Annotated in this window: 16 protein-coding genes; 6 read left to right on the plus strand and 10 right to left on the minus strand. The window is 67.8% G+C overall.

Going from position 1 to position 16680, the window contains the following annotated elements:
• The first annotated feature begins 215 nt into the window (after positions 1–215).
• The gene (locus CRP45_RS02700) at positions 216–446 is read left to right on the plus strand and encodes a hypothetical protein (protein ID WP_097243630.1); all 231 of its coding nucleotides are present in this window, start codon (positions 216–218) and stop codon (positions 444–446) included.
• A gap of 33 nt (positions 447–479) precedes the next feature.
• On the opposite strand, the gene CRP45_RS02705 is transcribed toward CRP45_RS02700, so the two are convergent.
• The 6 genes from CRP45_RS02705 to CRP45_RS02730 form a co-directional block, all read right to left on the minus strand.
• Positions 480–1394, minus strand: coding sequence for a D-alanyl-D-alanine carboxypeptidase family protein (locus tag CRP45_RS02705; protein WP_245909840.1), 915 nt, complete (start codon positions 1392–1394; stop codon positions 480–482).
• A gap of 160 nt (positions 1395–1554) precedes the next feature.
• Positions 1555–2802 (minus strand): cation:proton antiporter, encoded by a 1248-nt coding sequence (locus tag CRP45_RS02710; protein WP_097243631.1) that lies wholly within the window; start codon positions 2800–2802, stop codon positions 1555–1557.
• Positions 2803–2918: 116 nt separating this feature from the next.
• The gene (locus CRP45_RS02715) at positions 2919–3218 is read right to left on the minus strand and encodes an amphi-Trp domain-containing protein (protein ID WP_097243632.1); all 300 of its coding nucleotides are present in this window, start codon (positions 3216–3218) and stop codon (positions 2919–2921) included.
• A 107-nt stretch (positions 3219–3325) separates the two neighbouring features.
• Positions 3326–4672 (minus strand): diacylglycerol/lipid kinase family protein, encoded by a 1347-nt coding sequence (locus CRP45_RS02720; protein WP_097243633.1) that lies wholly within the window; start codon positions 4670–4672, stop codon positions 3326–3328.
• A gap of 136 nt (positions 4673–4808) precedes the next feature.
• Positions 4809–5429 (minus strand): DUF7144 family membrane protein, encoded by a 621-nt coding sequence (locus tag CRP45_RS35050; RefSeq protein ID WP_342746975.1) that lies wholly within the window; start codon positions 5427–5429, stop codon positions 4809–4811.
• Complete coding sequence (locus CRP45_RS02730) at positions 5381–6541, minus strand: lipase family protein (RefSeq protein WP_097244520.1); 1161 nt, start codon at positions 6539–6541, stop codon at positions 5381–5383. Before CRP45_RS02730 ends, CRP45_RS35050 begins: the two co-directional genes overlap by 49 nt.
• A gap of 246 nt (positions 6542–6787) precedes the next feature.
• Here CRP45_RS02730 and CRP45_RS02735 point away from each other — a divergent pair, with 246 nt between their 5' ends.
• Positions 6788–7444 carry a cyclase family protein gene (locus tag CRP45_RS02735; protein ID WP_097243634.1) on the plus strand — a complete coding sequence of 219 codons (657 nt, stop codon included), beginning with the start codon at positions 6788–6790 and terminating at the stop codon, positions 7442–7444.
• 6 nt (positions 7445–7450) lie between these two features.
• Here CRP45_RS02735 and CRP45_RS02740 read toward each other — a convergent pair whose 3' ends face one another.
• On the minus strand, positions 7451–9184 hold the full coding sequence (locus tag CRP45_RS02740; protein WP_097243635.1) for a GMC oxidoreductase: 1734 nt from the start codon (positions 9182–9184) through the stop codon (positions 7451–7453).
• Between the two features lie 101 nt (positions 9185–9285).
• On the opposite strand from CRP45_RS02740, the gene CRP45_RS02745 reads away from it, so the two are divergent.
• From CRP45_RS02745 to CRP45_RS02755, 3 genes are all read left to right on the plus strand, one after another.
• Positions 9286–9969 carry a MerR family transcriptional regulator gene (locus CRP45_RS02745; protein ID WP_245909841.1) on the plus strand — a complete coding sequence of 228 codons (684 nt, stop codon included), beginning with the start codon at positions 9286–9288 and terminating at the stop codon, positions 9967–9969.
• A gap of 35 nt (positions 9970–10004) precedes the next feature.
• Positions 10005–10700 carry a TetR/AcrR family transcriptional regulator gene (locus CRP45_RS02750; protein WP_097243636.1) on the plus strand — a complete coding sequence of 232 codons (696 nt, stop codon included), beginning with the start codon at positions 10005–10007 and terminating at the stop codon, positions 10698–10700.
• 123 nt (positions 10701–10823) lie between these two features.
• Positions 10824–11813 carry an AurF N-oxygenase family protein gene (locus CRP45_RS02755; protein ID WP_097243637.1) on the plus strand — a complete coding sequence of 330 codons (990 nt, stop codon included), beginning with the start codon at positions 10824–10826 and terminating at the stop codon, positions 11811–11813.
• Between the two features lie 16 nt (positions 11814–11829).
• On the opposite strand, the gene CRP45_RS02760 is transcribed toward CRP45_RS02755, so the two are convergent.
• Positions 11830–12558, minus strand: coding sequence for a TetR/AcrR family transcriptional regulator (locus CRP45_RS02760; protein ID WP_245909991.1), 729 nt, complete (start codon positions 12556–12558; stop codon positions 11830–11832).
• A gap of 395 nt (positions 12559–12953) precedes the next feature.
• Here CRP45_RS02760 and ctaD point away from each other — a divergent pair, with 395 nt between their 5' ends.
• Complete coding sequence (gene ctaD, locus CRP45_RS02765; RefSeq protein WP_097244521.1) at positions 12954–14708, plus strand: aa3-type cytochrome oxidase subunit I; 1755 nt, start codon at positions 12954–12956, stop codon at positions 14706–14708.
• A 51-nt stretch (positions 14709–14759) separates the two neighbouring features.
• On the opposite strand, the gene CRP45_RS02770 is transcribed toward ctaD, so the two are convergent.
• Both CRP45_RS02770 and CRP45_RS02775 read right to left on the minus strand, forming a co-directional pair.
• Positions 14760–15317 (minus strand): TetR/AcrR family transcriptional regulator, encoded by a 558-nt coding sequence (locus CRP45_RS02770; RefSeq protein ID WP_097243639.1) that lies wholly within the window; start codon positions 15315–15317, stop codon positions 14760–14762.
• Positions 15314–16534 carry a cytochrome P450 gene (locus CRP45_RS02775; protein WP_097243640.1) on the minus strand — a complete coding sequence of 407 codons (1221 nt, stop codon included), beginning with the start codon at positions 16532–16534 and terminating at the stop codon, positions 15314–15316. Before CRP45_RS02775 ends, CRP45_RS02770 begins: the two co-directional genes overlap by 4 nt.
• Positions 16535–16680 lie beyond the last annotated feature (146 nt).

Here is a 16680-nt window from a genome sequence, read left to right on the forward strand (position 1 = left end):
CCACTCCGATCCACACCGCTTAGGGCAAAGATACGGCCAACGACGCCGCCCCGGCCAGGTTTCGCGCGGACGTCCGCGTATCACAGGGCGAATGGCAGGAGGCAACGCCGCTTTGTGCCACGGTGCTACGGCGGGGGGACTAGCGTGAAGTAGTGGCCCCGGCCACCCAACCGCATCACCTTCCAACGTCTGTCCAACGACCGAGGAGTGGGTCCATGCCAGCGCAGCGCCGTACCTACCTCGTCCGACTCGATCCCGCGCACCACACCGAGGCCGCGGGAGGAAACCGGGCGAGGCTCTTCGATTGGCTCGAGACCGCGTCCGCCGAGGTCGTCCAGCTCTGCGGCGCGGACCGCGTCGTCGTCTCCTGCACCGGCGTTCTCGCCGATGAGTTGCGGGCGCTCGACTACGTCCTCGACGTCGAACCGCACGAGCCGCCCGTGTGATGCACCGGGACCGACCGGCCCGCCGCGGCGGTGCTACCGAATCGGCAGCACGCTCAGGACCGGGTCGTAAGCCCAGTTCAGCATGCGCGCGGCGTCGTCTTTCGCGATGACGTCGCTGTGGGCCGAGCTGTGCAGGACCACGCCGATCAGCGGTATTCCCGCCCGGACTGTCTCGAACAGCAGGCAGGTTCCCGCGGCGTCGGTCCATCCGGTTTTGATCCCTATGGTGCCGGGGTAGTCGCGCAGCAGCCGGTTCGTGGTCCGCCAGAAGTGTTCGCGGTTGTTCGGGCCCGCGGGCACGTGATGGGTTTGCGCGCTGACGATCTCGCGGAACACCGGCAGGCGCATCGCGCGCAGGCCGAGGGTCACCAGGTCCGCCGGTGTGGAGTGGTTGGAGTGGTCGTCGGGGACGGGCAGTCCGCTGGGGTCGGTGAATTGTGTTCCCGCCAAGCCCATGTGGCGCGCGAGATCGTTCATCCTTCCGATGAAGGCGTCTTGGCCGGGCCCGTATTCCTCGGCGAGGGCGTAGGCGGCATCGCAGCCCGAGGGCAGCATCAGCGCGTAGAGGAGCTGTCGCGCGGTGAGCACCTCGCCGGGGGCAAGGCCCGCAGTGCTGCCGTCGTGCCTGACGCAGTAGCCGATCGCTTCGTGCGGCACGGTGATCGCCCGATCGAGGTCGCCCGCGTCGATCACGACCACAGCCGTCATCACCTTGGTGATGCTGGCTATCGGGACGGGAGTGTCCGGCTGTCGCGACCACAGTGCCGTACCGGTGAATCCGTCTGCCAGCACCGCCCCCGTCGCCTGCACTCCGTCCGGCCCGGAAGTCAGCCAGGGCAACTGAATATGGGGCATGCTCGCCGCGGGTGCCGTCGCGACACCATGACTGGCTGCCACGACCAACGCTCCGGCGACGACAGCCTGCAACAATCGGGCAAATGTGCGCATGGCCCACATTGTGCCGTCCGCCCTCATCGATCAGCGGGATTTCGCCATCCGGATTTCCGCGCGGCTCCGGCGGCACAATCGGTTGATCATGGACGCTGCCCATCGACAGTCAAAGGCGATTCACGTTGGTACCGGCCAGTCCTGCCGGGCTCCGACTCGATTAGTTGGCCGCATCCGGCGCCGGACGGTTTTCCACGCGCGGGTTCCGCTGAAACCAGTCGGCGTAGCGCCGAGCAAGCGGCGCCGCGCTGAGTCCGTGCGCCAGCACCGAAAGTCCGACCGTGACGACAGCGGTGGTGAGGAGCGAATCTTGGTGGGGCAGTTCCCGGTTCTCCTGCAGGACCAGGATGACGAAGACGATGGTGGCCAGCCCGCGGGGACCGAACCAGCCGAGGAAGGCGATGGTCGGGGCACGGGCATGGGTGCCGATCAGCGACAACGCGACGGGGATCATCCGGACGACGGTCAAGCTGAGCACCGCGTAGCCGAATACGGTCCAGGACAGGTGATCCAGCGCGGTGCCGAGCAGGACGGCGCCGAACACGATGAAGGTCACCGCGCTGAACAGGTCACCGGCCTCTTCGAGCAGGCCGTCCGGGGCGGCACGGGGCGCGTAGCGCCGGGCGATCGCGCCGAAGGTCAGTCCGCCGACGAAGGCCGCGATGAAACCGGACCCGCCGACCGGCACGGCGACGGTGTAGGCGAGCGCGGCCGCCGTGACGGGAACGATCTGCGCCCAGGCGCGCTCGATCGTGTGGTGCCGCTCGGCAGTGACAAGAACCGCGGCGGCGATCGCTCCGGTCCCGACACCGGCCACGACGCCGTACCCGATCTGCTCGGCGACCAACTGGGCGGCAGCGCCGTGGCCGATCGCACCAGCCTCGCTTTGGGCGAGCGCCAGTGCGACCAGGAACAAGGGCACGCAGATTCCGTCGTTGAGACCGCTTTCGACATTCAAGCCTTGCCGGACGCGTGCGGGCACCTCCCTGAGTGTGACGACAACCTGTCCGAGCGCGGCGTCGGTGGGGGCCAGGATCACCGCGAGCAGGAGCGCTTCGGGCCAGGTCAGGTCGTCGAGCACGAGGAGCCCGGCGCCGAACCCCGCGAGAATCGTCAACGGCAGGCCGATGCCGAGCAGCCGTGCGGGCAGGGCGATCTCGGCGCGCAGTTCGGTCGGGTCCACGCGGGCGGCGTCGGAGAACAGCACCAGTGCCAGGGTGATCTCGGCGAGTAGTTTGACGGTTTCGGCGGTGCTTTCCACCTCGACGAGCCCGAACACCGTGCCACCGAGGACGACACCGCCGACGGTGAAGACGATCGGTCCGGTGATCGGGGTGCCCGCGACCCGCCCGGAGATCGCCGCGAAGAGAAGCAGCACCGCGGCGATCGCGGGTAGTGCCCACGTCATGGCGTCACCACCTTCTCGCAACCGCTGTCTCGCCTCGGCACGCGATATGGGTCGACCACCCGGCTCGGACGACCGTCGCGGCTACCGATGGTGAGCCGCGTCCGTTCGGGACCTCGCTACTGTTGCCCCGCCTCGCTGGGAACCGCGGGTTCCGACTCCGACGGCGTTTCGGTCTCCGATTGGCCGGATGGATCATCGCGCCAGCTGATCTCGATTTCGATCTCGGTCTCGGCACCGTCGACCTCGATCTCGAGTTCCCAACGGACCCGCTCGGCGACGCCGATCTCGACCGAATCGTCACCCGATCCCAATGTCAACTCGGCGCCGCTCGCAAGCGCGGTTCCGATCGCGATCAGCCGCTCGGACACCTCTTGGCGGGAGAGTTCGGATTTCCTCTTGATCTCCAGCTTCGGCACGACGACTCCTCACTTCGCAGCGTGGATGTGTAACTACACCGTAGCTGGCGCGGCGCGGAATGCCTGGCGAACCGACTGAAGCGGATGACGCGGGCTCCGCCCGTCGCTCAATCGGGTCTCCTCGCGTTTCCGGCGATGGATCCGGCCTGCGGGCGACGCGCGATGTCGAGCAGTTGTGTCCAGTCGATTGCCGGTGCGGCAAGCCGTATTCCGGGCCTGTCTCGCGGAACCCTGACTCGCAGGGCGACAGGTTCGACGACACACCGGACGGGGGTGTCGAAGATGAGCGATTCGCCATCGACTCCGACCGGGATCTGGGAGGTATCGGCGTCGACGACGACCTCGATCGCGGTTCGCTGCGTCAGTCCGTGACCGCGGGTGCGGCGCATCAGACCCACGGCTTCCCGGGTGCTGGAGACCGAGAGGGTGACGGCGCCGAGTACGCCACGGTCGAGCCGGTCGCGGCGGCCGAGTCCCGCGAGATCGCTGTTGCCATAGGGGTTGTTGCTCACCAGGATCGCCTGCGGCCCTTCGACTGTCGCATCGCCGATACGCGCACGGAGCCGGGTGCCGGTGTGCCCGGCGAGCAGATCGGGAAGCAGTCGCACTACGGTTGCGGTCTTGTCGTCACGGTAGGCGGGGCTGCGCACGATCTCGGCGTAAACGCCGAACGAGGCGTTGTTGACGAAGGGCTGACCGTTGATCCTGCCGAGATCGACGCGCAACTCGACACCGTCGCGGAGTGCGTCGAGGCAGGCTGCGGGGTCGGCGCGATCCAGACCGAGGTCCATCGCGAAGTGGTTGCGTGTACCCGCGCTGATCACCAGGAACGGCAGGTGATGTTCGGCCGCGACGCCCGCCACGAGGGCTTGTGTTCCGTCTCCGCCCGCCACTCCGAGCAGGTCCGCGCCTCGGGCGACCGCCTCCCGCGCCACGGTGACGACGTCGATGGTGTCCGGCCCTTCCAGCATCACGACTTCGGCGCCGAGTTCCTCGGCTTTGCGGCGCAGATCGAACTTCGCGACCTTCCCCCCACCGGAACGCGGATTCATGATGAGGAACGGGTGAAACGCGGGCGGAGCAGGGTATTCGGTCGCCGTCTCCTGCGGGTTTCTGCCGCGCAGCGCCGCGCGTGCGCAGACGACAGTCAGCAGCGTCGCCGCGCACGCGACCAGCACCACCCACAGCAGGTGTGCGCGCACGAACAGGACGAAGACGACGATCGGTGTGAGTACCGCGATGGCCACCGACACCCAGCGGAGCGGGCCGTGCGTGGTCAGGAACCAGTACAGCGCGGAAACTGTGACGACGACACCGCCGCTGCCCACGACGAGCAGCCCGACTGTGCCGAGGACACCCGCGAACAGCACGGGCACCGCGGCCGCCATCGCGGCGAAGAAGAAGGCCGCCCGGGCCGACCAGCACCGGGTACTTGCGCCGGCGTCATCGTTCATCGCTCGGCCCGCCGATCATCCCCGACCGCAGCGGTGCTCCACGGTGGCCATAACGCGATCCTTTCAGGTCGCTGTCCGCGCGTCGATGTCGCGCGTGGATCACCGGCGCGATCGTATCGAGATGCTCCGGACGAGGTCAGTGTTCGGGCTGCCAGGTCGTGAGAGCCCAGATGACCGCCACGCTCAATGCGATGACCACGATGGACCACCAGGGGTAGTGGGGCAGGGAGAGGAAATTCGCGAGGATCACCAACGCCGCGATCCCCAGCGCGCTGTACCGACCCCACGCGGTTCCGAAAATCACTCCGAGAGCGCAGATCAGCGCCAGGACGCCGAGCACCAGATGGATCCAACCCCATGTCGTCGTGTCGAACTTGTAGACGTAGTCGACACCCGCCACGTAGAGCTCGTCGTCCACCAGTGCGGAGATGCCCTCCAGAATCGAGGTCACCGCGAGAATCAGCAGCATGGACGCGGCGATGAGGGATATCCCCATTGCGACGCTCTGGCGCTGGAAGGGCTCTTCCTCGGGCGGGACTTTGTTCGCAGCGGACGTGTCGCCGGTCATGGTCGTCTCCTTTTCGGCGGTGCGGACGATGTAATCCTGGGCAAACGCCGCAGCGGCCCGCGAGGTGGACTCACCACGCGGGCCGCTGCGCGATCCGCCGATCGAATGGCAACCGGCGGTGACGATCTCACTGACGACGGTCAGCAGTTCCTCGGGGCGGGCTCGCCCTCGATCCGGGCGTTCAGCCACGTCATCGCCTGCGGCGCGCCTGCCAACGCCGCGGACAGATGCTCGGGTACGTCTACGCGCAGCGTCTCCAACTGCACCCCCGCGTCGCACCAGCGACGGTCGGTGTTGACGATCGAGCCGACCGGAATCAGCGGGTCACTCGGCGAATGCCATTCGAACATCGGGATTTCCGGCACGCCGGGGTACAGCTCCAAGCTGTTCTCCTCGACGACCGCCCTGGCATCGCCTGGCATGTCGAAGAAGGGGTTGGAGGCGTAGTCGCGCGCACCGGTGTTGGCGCCGATGGCGAGCAGTTCATTGGTGCAGCTGTTGGCCATCGCATCGCGGACCGCGAGGCCACGGGGATTGAGATGCGCGCCGAGCGGCAGCCGGTCCGGGTACTCCCGTTCCAGACCGATCGCCACCGCCATGGCCAGCCCGAAGGCCGGGTGCGGGTCGTAGCCCAACGCCTCCGCCATGGTCCACAAGTTCATCGGCACGCCGCCGATGGCGGCGCCCGCGAGCCTCAACTCGGGCGCGTACGTCGGTTGCAGCGCCGCCGCCCACGAGGTGGCGATGCCGCCGCCCGAGTAGCCCACCATTCCCACCGGGCTGTTCGCCAGACCGAGTTCGGGTAGTCGTTTGACCGCGCGAATGCCGTCCAAGGTGATCTGGCCACCGAGGCGAGCGGCGCCGAGGGCGAACTGCGGACCGAGATGATCCGGCAGCGCGATACTCCAGCCCCGCTGCAACGCGACGTTGAGAATCGGCATGGTGAGCGTCAGATTCACATCGTGGTCGTAGAGCCTGTGTGACACCGCGCAATGGCTGCCGAGCGAGTTGATGAAGTGTTGATACGACAGCAGCGGCGCGTCCGGCCGGTTGCCGAGGGGGGTGAGGATCGTCGTTGTCGCGGCGATCGGGTTGCCGTGCGAGTCGGTGGACCGGAACTCGACCTGCCGGACGGTGGCGCCGGGGAAGAGCGGCAGCGGCGGCAAGCCCCGCACGTCCAGCACGTCACCGGGGCGGTGCGCGGCCAGGTTCGCCGGTGCGGCGTAGAACGGGTCCGGATCGGGTATCGGATACAGCGGTCCCGCGGTCGCCGTCGTCGCCAGCAGTACACCCAGCGCCATACCGCCGAGCGTGCCGAGGACGTGGGTCACGCGGTTGCATCCATGGCCGGGTAACAGGGAAAACCTACGAGTCACGACCTCTGACCTCCAGGGGAGAGCACGGATACGTCGACGAGCAACCAGCATTCAAATGCCCTTGTCGGCAAACTCCCAGCGACACGCCGCAGTGGACCGGAGCGCGCCGGAAAATCGCGTTTCGACCGCGCTGCCTCGAGGCCCTGGCTCCCGGCCGGTACCGTCGCCGGCATGAGCAAGTCGGTCGTGGAGCTGTCCCATCCGATCTCGGACGGCATGCTCACCTACCCGGGCCTGCGGCGTCCGCGAGTCACCCCGGACATCTCGCGTACGCAATCGCCGCTGATCGACATGGCCTACGAGATCGCCCGCGTGGACATGGTCGGCCACACCGGCACCTACCTCGCCGCGCCCTTCCATTTCCACGCCGAGGGCGGCGACATCGCCGAGCTACCACTGGAGCGGCTGTTCGATGTGCCGATCGTGATGATCCGTGCGACGGGGATCCGTGCGGTGGGGCCGGATCTGCTCGGCGATCCCGCCCGGCTGTGGGGCAAGGCGGTACTCGTGCACACCGGATGGTCGTCCCGCTGGGGTTCGGCCTCGTATCAGGGGCCCGGGCATCCGTTCCTGGTCGGCGAGGTCGCGGACGCGCTGGTGGCCGCCAATGTGGCGCTGGTCGGCATCGACTCGCTCGACATCGACGACACGTCCCTGCCGACGCGACCGTGTCACCACACCCTGCTCGGCGCGGGAATCCCGATCATCGAGCAGATGACGAACCTCGACGCGGTGCCCGACATCGGCGCCAAGCTGGTCGCGCTGCCCGCGCCGGTGCACGGAACCGGCTCGTTCCCGGTGCGCGCCGTCGCTTGGACCGACTGGTAGCGCCGCTCAGCCCGCGGCCGGGGTCTCCTGGTTGGCCGGGCGCACCGGAACGATCGGCAACACGAGCGCGGCGGGCGAGCCGGCAGGCACCACCGGCTTGACCGGGGCGACCGGCGAAATCCGCTGGTACCCCTCGCTTTGCGACGGCCTGGTGTCCACCTCGCCCTTGTTCGGCCAGTAGGCCGCGGCCCGCTCGGCCTGCGCGGTGATGGTCAGCGACGGGTTCACGCCGAGGTTGGCCGAGACCGCCGCGCCGTCCACCACGCTCAGCGTCGGATAGCCGAAGACGCGGTGGTAGCCGTCGATGACGCCGTGCTCCGGGTCGGCGCCGATGGTGGCGCCGCCGAGGAAGTGGGCGGTGAGCGGGATGTTGAAGATCTCGCCCCAGCTGCCGCCCGCGATGCCGCCGATCTCGTCGGCCACCTTGCGCGTGACCTCGTTGCCGACCGGAATCCACGTCGGATTCGGTTGGCCGTGGCCCTGTTTCGAGGTGAGCTTGCGCCCGAACACACCGCGCTTGGTGTAGGTGGTGATCGAGTTGTCCAGGTGCTGCATCACCAGCGAGATGATGGTGCGCTCGCTCCAGTTCTTGGTGCTCAGGAACTGGAACAGGTGCAGCGGGTGGCGCAGGACGAGCAACAGGAACCGCAGCCAGCGCGGGATGCGGCCGCCGCCGTCGACCATCAGCGTCTGCAGCAGGCCCATCGAATTGGAGCCCTTGCCGTAGCGGACGGGTTCGATGTGGGTATCGGGCGTCGGGTGGATCGAGGACGTGATCGCCACGCCTTTGGTGAAGTCGACGCCGGGGGTGACCTTCCTGGTCGCCGCGCCGACGATCGACTCGGAATTGGTGCGGGTCAGCACGCCGAGCCGCGGGGAGAGCCCGGGCAGCACGCCCTTGTCGCGCATGTCGAACAGCAGCTTCTGGGTGCCTCGGGTGCCCGCGGCGAGCACCACGTGCGCGGCCGTGTACGTCTTGGGCTGCTTGCGGAGCAGCTTGCCGGTGCGCTTGGTCTCCACGTCCCAGGTGCCGTCGGGCAGCGGCCGCAGCGCGGTGACCGTGGTCATCGGGACGACCTCGGCGCCGGCCCGCTCTGCCAGGTACAGATAGTTCTTGACGAGCGTGTTCTTGGCGCCGAACTTGCAGCCGACCATGCAGTCGCCGCATTCCACGCAGCCGGTGCGCTCGGGCCCGACACCGCCGAAGTAGGGGTCGGCCACGGTCTTGCCCGGCTCACCGAAGAACACGCCGACCGGTGTCTGCACGAAGGTGTCACCGACGCCCATGTCCTCGGCGACCTTCTTGAAGACCTCGTCGGCGGGTGTCATGTGCGGATTGCGCACCACGCCGAGCATCTTCTGGGCCTGCTCGTAGTAGGGCGTGAGTTCCGAGCGCCAGTCCGTCATCTCGCGCCACTGCGGGTCCTGGAAGAACGGCTCCGGCGGAACGTAGAGCGTGTTGGCGTAGTTCAGCGAACCGCCGCCGACACCCGCGCCGCCGAGGATCAGCACGTCGCGCAGCAGGTGGATGCGCTGAATGCCGTAGCAGCCGAGCGCGGGCGCCCACAGGAACTTGCGCAGGTCCCAGCTGGTCTTGGGCAGTTCGTCGTCGGCGAAGCGCTGACCCGCCTCGAGCACGCCGACCTTGTACCCCTTCTCCACAAGGCGCAGCGCGGTGACGCTGCCGCCGAAACCGGAACCGACGATGAGCACATCGAAGTCGGTTGCTCGCTGGGACATGCGCGGGACTCCTCGAACGGTCGGCAGTGACCCGCGTTACGCTAATGCGGACAGTAGGAGCTGTCAACGAGGAGTCGACCGGGGTATCTATGCTGAGTCGCGTGTCCCGATACAGCCGTCTTCAGCTGGCCGATCTCAGCGGTGTACCGGCGCGCACCATCCGCTACTACCACTCGCTCGGTGTGCTGCCGAAACCCGGCCGCGCGGGCAAGGAGGCGGTGTATACCGACGAGCATCTGGATCGGTTGCGCGACATCTCCGGTATGCAGGCGCGCGGGTTGCGCCTGGAGGCGATCCGGGAGGTGTTCGACGCCGAAGCCCAGCGCGGCGCCAACGCCGACTGGCGCTCGGTGCTCGATCCGCGGTATCCGGGTGCGGCGGATCAGTCGGTGGTGATCGACGACGACGAACTGTCGTCCCTGCTCGGCGATCGGCGGGCCGAGATCCTCGACGAACTCGTCGCCGCCCAATACGTCGAGCGGTGCGGGGAAGGCTGGCGCATTCCCGACCAGCCGATGCTCAAGGGTGCGCTGATCCTCTACGACGTCGGCACCGACATCACGCTCAGCGGTGCGCTGCGCAAACTCATCCGCGCCAGGATCGCCGATCTCGCCGACGAGATGGTGCGCACGTTCCGCGACGCGGCCGCGACGAGCTACGGCGGCGAGGGCATCGGCACGGACCTGAGCCGGTTCCGCGAACGTTTCCGCGCCGCCGCGTGGGAGGTCGGCGGCGCGACCTTGGCCGACGAGATCGAGCGCGCGGTCCGCGAACTGGACGGCTGACGGATCCGCGAGCGGTGTTCACTAAAGTGACACCCATGACGACGCCGCGCGCGAGGGCACGAGCCCAGACGATGGAGGACATCAAACGGATCGGCCGCGAGCACCTGGCGACGCACGGCGCGGCGGCGCTGTCGCTGCGCGCGGTGGCCCGCGATCTCGGTGTGGTCTCCTCGGCGGTGTACCGGTACGTGCGCAGCCGTGACGAACTGCTGACCCTGCTCGTGGTGGACGGCTACAACGCCCTCGGCGACGCCGTGGACGACGCACTCACCGCCGCGCCTGCCGATCCCGCGGAGCGGCTGCGGGTGGCGGGCCGCGCGGTGCGCGCCTGGGCGTTGGCCGAACCCGCTTGGTACGGACTGCTTTTCGGCTCGCCGGTGCCGGGATACGAGGCACCTGCCGACCAGACCGTCGATCCCGGCGTGCGAGTGATCGCCACGCTGTTGCGGATCTTCGCCGACGCGTACGGGGCGGGCCGCTTGCGTGAGCCGTCCCGCCCGGTGCGCGTATCGACCGCGTTGGCGGGCAGCTTCGCCGGAGTCCGCGACGAATTCGACCTGGACGTGCCGGACTGGTTGGTGGTGCGCGGCGTCGCGGTGTGGAGCGCGCTGTTCGGCGCGGTGAGCTTCGACGTGTTCGACATGTACGGCCGCGACACCTTCGCCGACCGCACCGAGCTGTTCGAGCTCGTCTTGGACAACCTGCTGGACCTGCTCGGTTTCCCCGCCTGACCGTCGAACAAACCCCTCCCGCCCCATTGTGTGGGACCGCCAGTCCCATATATTCTGGATCACAACACGCGAGGAGCGTGCGCAGTGCCGGCGCCCAGCGCCGGCCGGAGCGAGGAGGCATCGATGACGCTGTCCGAATCGGTTCGTACCGGACTGTTCGATCGGGAGTACTGGGAGACGCTGGACACCCTGTCCGAGGGTTCGGTGCACCGGAAGTTCGACCCGTACCTGGACATCGACTGGGACGGGCCCGAATTCGCGATCGACAAGGACGATCCGCGCTGGATCCTGTCCCCGGAATTCGATCCGCTCGGCGCGACCGACTGGTACCGAAACCTGCCGCAGGAGCGGCAGATCGAGATCGGCCGGTGGCGCACGGCGAACGTGATCAAGGTGGGCGCGGCCTTCGAGAGCGTGCTGATCCGCGGAATGATGCAGTACATCATGAAGCTGCCCAACGGCTCTCCGGAGTTCCGTTACTGCCTGCACGAGATGACCGAAGAGTGCAACCACATCCAGATGTTCCAGGAGTTGGTCAACCGGATCGGTGTGGATGTGCCCGGCATGCGGCCGGTCTTCCGCGCGCTGTCGCCGCTGATCGGCGTTGCGGGCGGCTACGCGCACGTCATCCTGTTCATCGGCATCCTCGGCGGCGAGGAACCGATCGACCACTACCAGAAGGCGATCATCCGCGACGGCGGCAACATCCCGCCCGCCGTGCTGCGCACCATGGAGATCCACATCGCCGAGGAGGCGCGGCACATCTCCTTCGCCAACGAGTTCCTCGAGGCGCACATCGAACGGATGAGCCCGGCGGGTAAAGCCGTGTGCGCCTTGGCCTTTCCGCTGGCCATGCGCTGGTTGGCCGGGGAGATAATGGTGCCGCCGCGCTCGTTCGCCAAGGAGTTCGGCATCCCGCGCGAGGTGTTCCGCGAGGCGTTCTGGCAGGGGCCGCAGTCGCGCAGGATCCTGTCCGGCTACTTCGGCGACATTCGCAAGCTCGCCGGCGAGCTGGGTTTGATGAACCCGGTCACCAAGCGGGTGTGGTCGATGCTGCACATCGACGGCGACGCCGCGCGCTACCGGAGCGAGCCCGAACGCCGTATCGCGTAAGGCTTTTCGCGGCGCGTCAGGACGAACTGTCGGCGCTCGCCAACCGGGTGAGCGCGGCGAGCAGCGGTTCGTCGGGGTCCAGCGTGAGACGGTGCGCCCGCGCGACCCCGTCCAGCACGCTCCACGTGTAACCGGCCAGCTCGGCGACGAGTTCGTCGCGGCTCATCGAGCGTTCCGGAGCGCGCGCCCAGCGCGACACGGTGGCCTCCGTCATGGACACGATGGCGAAGGTCATCGTGTCCGCGGCCGCCTCGTCCACCACGCCGACGACCCCGGCAAGGCCGGAGACCAGCTGACGGGTGCGTGCCGCGATCCGGTCCTTCAGGCTGCTCACGCCGTCCACGTCGTCGGGGTCGCCGAGCGCGGGACCGCGGCGCAGGAAGTCGTAGAGGCGCGCGTGCTGGTCGATCCAGTCCACGACCGCGGCGATGGTGCGGCGCAGGATCGCGTGGATGGAGCCGTCGGAGATGTCGAGCGCGGCGTCGATGTCGTCGGTGAACCGATCGCCGATCGTCGTCCTGGTTCGCCGGTCGAGTTCGTCGCGGCCCGAGAATTGGCGGTACACCACCGATTTCGACAATCCGGAGCGCTCGGTGATCCGCTGCATCGAGACCTCGACGCCCATCGGCGTCTCTTCGATCAACTCGATCAGGGCCGTCACGATGCGTTCGCGCCGCCGAGTGTTGTGCGGCTGCCAGCGCGCCTGCCTGCCACCGGTGGGCTGCGGGGCGGGTGACGAGGACATCGGCACGGCTCGAGTCTAGAACACGGCCGAGATCCCGGGTGGTGTCGCGGATCTCGACACCGCGAGGCGGGGGATGGTCATGACCGCCGGACCCGCAGGGTGGTGTCGCGAGGGCACCGAGCCCGGCGGTCATGACGTGCCGACCCTAACCGAGTGGCGCGCGGTTCACTGGTGAATCGCGGTCGGCGCGGTGTGTCACCGGGAACCGCGCCGCGAGACAAAAGTATGCGGTTCACATTTACGCAGGTCGGACGGCACACAACGACACGGCAACAAGGTGCCCGAAACTCCACTCTTGCGTAATTGCCCGGCGTATGCTCGCCGTCGTTCGATCGTGGGGATCCGCAGCGGAGACACGAGCTACGGACCGGAATCTGACGCGCGAGGAGGATGTGGTGACTGCCGTAGCTCCCAGGCCGGAGTCGGAACTCGAGGCCGTCCGGCCGTACCCGAGGCGGGTGGGACCGAAGGGCTCGTTCGTCCTGAAGTTGGTCACCACGACCGACCCGAAGGTGCTCGGCCAGATGTACCTCGTCACGTCGATGTCGTTCTTCATGATCGGCGGCCTGATGGCGCTGCTGATGCGCGGCGAACTGGCCAGGCCCGGCATGCAGTTCCTGTCCACCGAGCAGTTCAACCAGCTGTTCACCATGCACGGCACGATCATGCTGCTGTTCTACGCGACGGCCGTGGTGTTCGCGTTCGCCAATCTGATTTTGCCGCTGCAGATCGGCGCGCCCGACGTGGCCTTCCCGCGCCTCAACGCCTTCAGCTACTGGCTGTACCTGTTCGGCGCGAGCATGGCGACCGCGGGCTTCGTGACGCCGGGCGGTGCGGCCGATTTCGGTTGGACCGCGTACCAGCCCCTCAGCGACATGATGCACTCGCCGGGCGTCGGCGGTGATCTGTGGATCCTCGGCTTGGCTGTCTCGGGTCTGGGCACCATCCTCGGTGCGGTCAACATGATCACGACCGTGGTCGTGCTGCGCGCACCGGGCATGACCATGTTCCGCTTGCCGATCTTCACCTGGAACATCGTCGTCACCAGCGTGCTGATCCTGCTCGCCTTCCCGATCCTCACCGCCGCGCTGTTCGCGATCGCCTACGATCGCCACCTCGGCGGGCACATCTACGATCCGGCCACCGGCGGAGTGATCCTCTACCAGCATCTGTTCTGGTTCTTCGGCCACCCCGAGGTCTACATCATCGCGCTGCCGTTCTTCGGCATCGTCTCGGAGATCTTCCCGGTCTTCTCCCGGAAGCCGATCTTCGGCTACACGACGCTGGTCTACGCGACCCTCGGCATCGCCGCGCTCTCGGTCGCGGTGTGGGCGCACCACATGTTCGCCACCGGCGCGGTGCTGCTGCCGTTCTTCTCGTTCATGACCTTCCTCATCGCGGTGCCCACCGGCGTGAAGTTCTTCAACTGGATCGGCACCATGTGGCGCGGTCAGCTGACCTTCGAGACGCCGATGCTGTTCTCGATCGGCTTCATCGTCACGTTCCTGTTCGGCGGCCTGTCCGGCGTGATCCTGGCCAGCCCGCCGCTGGACTTCCACGTGTCCGACTCGTACTTCGTGGTCGCGCACTTCCACTATGTGCTCTTCGGCACCATCGCCTTCGCGACGTACGCGGGCATCTACTTCTGGTTCCCGAAGATGACCGGCCGCATGCTCGACGAACGGCTCGGCAAGTGGCACTTCTGGACCACGTTCATCGGCTTCCACATGACCTTCCTGGTACAGCACTGGCTCGGTAACGAGGGCTTCCCGCGCCGCTACGCCGACTATCTGCCCTCGGACGGATTCACCGGCCTGAACACGGTGTCCACCATCGGCTCGTTCATCCTGGGCGCCTCGCTGCTGCCGTTCGTCTGGAACGTCTTCAAGAGCGCGCGGTACGGCGAACCCGTCACGGTGGACGATCCGTGGGGCTACGGCAACTCGCTGGAGTGGGCCACCACTTGCCCGCCGCCGCGGCACAACTTCTACGAGCTGCCGCGCATCCGCTCCGAGCGTCCGGCGTTCGAGCTGCACTACCCGCACATGATCGATCGCATGCGCGCCGAGGCGCACGTGGGCTGGGGTGCGCCGCGGCACGGCCAAGCCGTCGGCGAAACCGCCGAGGCCGGGGCCGACCGGGAGGTCTGATCGCAGCGCGAAGGCCGCGGACACCGCACGGGTGTCCGCGGCCTTCGTGCGTCAGGCGCGGCTGAACAGCGGCGCGACGAAATGCTCGAGCATGGCGCGTTCGTCGGCATCGTCGACGCCGGGGACGGTGAGCAGCGAGACGATCAGCCGGGTCAGCCACCGCGCCAGCCGCGCCCGGTCGCCGCCGATCGAATCCGGCAGGAAGGCGGCCGCGAGCGCCTCGATCACCTGCGAGGACTGGCCGATCTCCACGGCGAGTCCCGCGTCGGCGGGCCGGAACCAGGCGATCAGCAGCGGTTCGGCGCGGACCGCGCGCACCGCGGTGAGCATGGCGGTCACGATCCGCTCGCCCGGATCGGCGATCCCGTCGACCTCCGCGACCACCGCCGCACCGACCCGCCGCGCCTCCCGGTGCACGAAAGCGAGCCGCACCGCGTGCCGATTCTCGAAATAGCGGTAGACCGTCGCGCGGGAACATCCGGCCGCCTTGGCGATATCGGCCATCTGGGTATCGGCCACGCCCCGCTCGGCGAACAGGCGCGCGGCCGCGTCCAGGATCCGTTGCGCGGCCAGTTCGGTGCGCTGCTCGGCCAGCCAGTCGGTGTTCACGCGCTCGCCACGAACGGGACGTTCACCGGCCAGCGCACGTAGTTGCCCTCCGCGTAGCGGACGCCGTCCAGGTCGACGGTGAAGTCCGGGCAGCGGGCGAGCAGCTCTTGCAGCGCGATGGTGGCCTGCATGCGGGCGGCCGCCGCGCCGAGGCAGTGGTGGTTGCCGTGGCCGAAGGTGAGGATGGTCTTCGGCCTGCGGGTGACGTCCAATTCCGCGGCGTCCTGGCCGAATTCGCGTTCGTCGCGGTTGGCCGAGGCGTAGAGCATCAGCGCCCGCCTGCCCGCCGGAATGGTGACGCCCTCGATCTCCACGTCCCTGGTCACGGTGCGGGCCATGTTCTGCACCGGCGAGGTCAGCCGCAGGAACTCGTTGACCGAATCCGGGATGAGGCTCGGATCGTCGACGAGCCGCTTGCGCTGGTCGGGGTGGGTGGTCAGCAACTGCACCGCGCCGCCGAGATTGCCGGTGGTGGTGTCGTTGCCGCCGGTGATCATGGTGAAGGCGAAGCCGATGATCTGCAGGATGCCGGGGATGTCGTCGGGTTCGCCGAGGCCGGAGGCCACCAGGTGGGTGATGGTGTCGTCGGCCGGTTCGAGGCGGCGGCGTTCGATCATCGCGGTGAAGTACTGCGTGAGCTCGCCGACGGCGGCCTGCGCCGAGTAGACGTTGCCGGTGGCCGAGGCGGCGACGATGCTGTCGGTCCATTCGTCGAACTTCGCCCGATCCGCGGCGGGCACCCCGAGGTAGTGCGCGACCACCATGGTGGGCAGCGGCTTGAACAGCTCGACGGAGATGTCGCCGCCACCGGCTTCGCGCAGCCGCTCGATGCGCTCGACGACGAATTCCCGTACCGCGGGCCGGATCTCCTCGACCTGGCGCGGGGTGAAGCCCTTGGCCACCCGGCGACGGAAGATCGTGTGATCGGGCGCGTCGGTGAACACGAACGGCTTGTTCTCGCCGAGGCCGATCTTCTCCAGATCGTGGTAGTCGACCGTGATGCCCGAGGCCGAGGAGAAGGTCTCGGCGTCGCGCACCGCGTCGTAGACGTCGGCGAAGCGAGACAGCACGTAGTAGTCCTCGTCGGGACGATCCGCCGGAACCACATGGTGGACCGGATCGTGTTCGCGCAACGCGGCGTACATCGGCCACGGATCGCGCCAGGTGTCGCCGGACCGAAGCTCGAACACGCCGTTGTGTGACAAACCTGCTTGCATATATCGACGGTAAGACAAACGGTCGACTTTGTCTAGAACGTGTTTCAGCTGGGTTCCCGCGTTTCTCGGTACCGCAGAGGGCGACCAGCAAACACCATTTGTCCCCTCGAAGTACCTGTACCAACTGTTATCGTCATAGATCGCAC

This window comes from Nocardia amikacinitolerans, from assembly GCF_900215415.1.
Lineage (GTDB): Bacteria > Actinomycetota > Actinomycetes > Mycobacteriales > Mycobacteriaceae > Nocardia > Nocardia amikacinitolerans.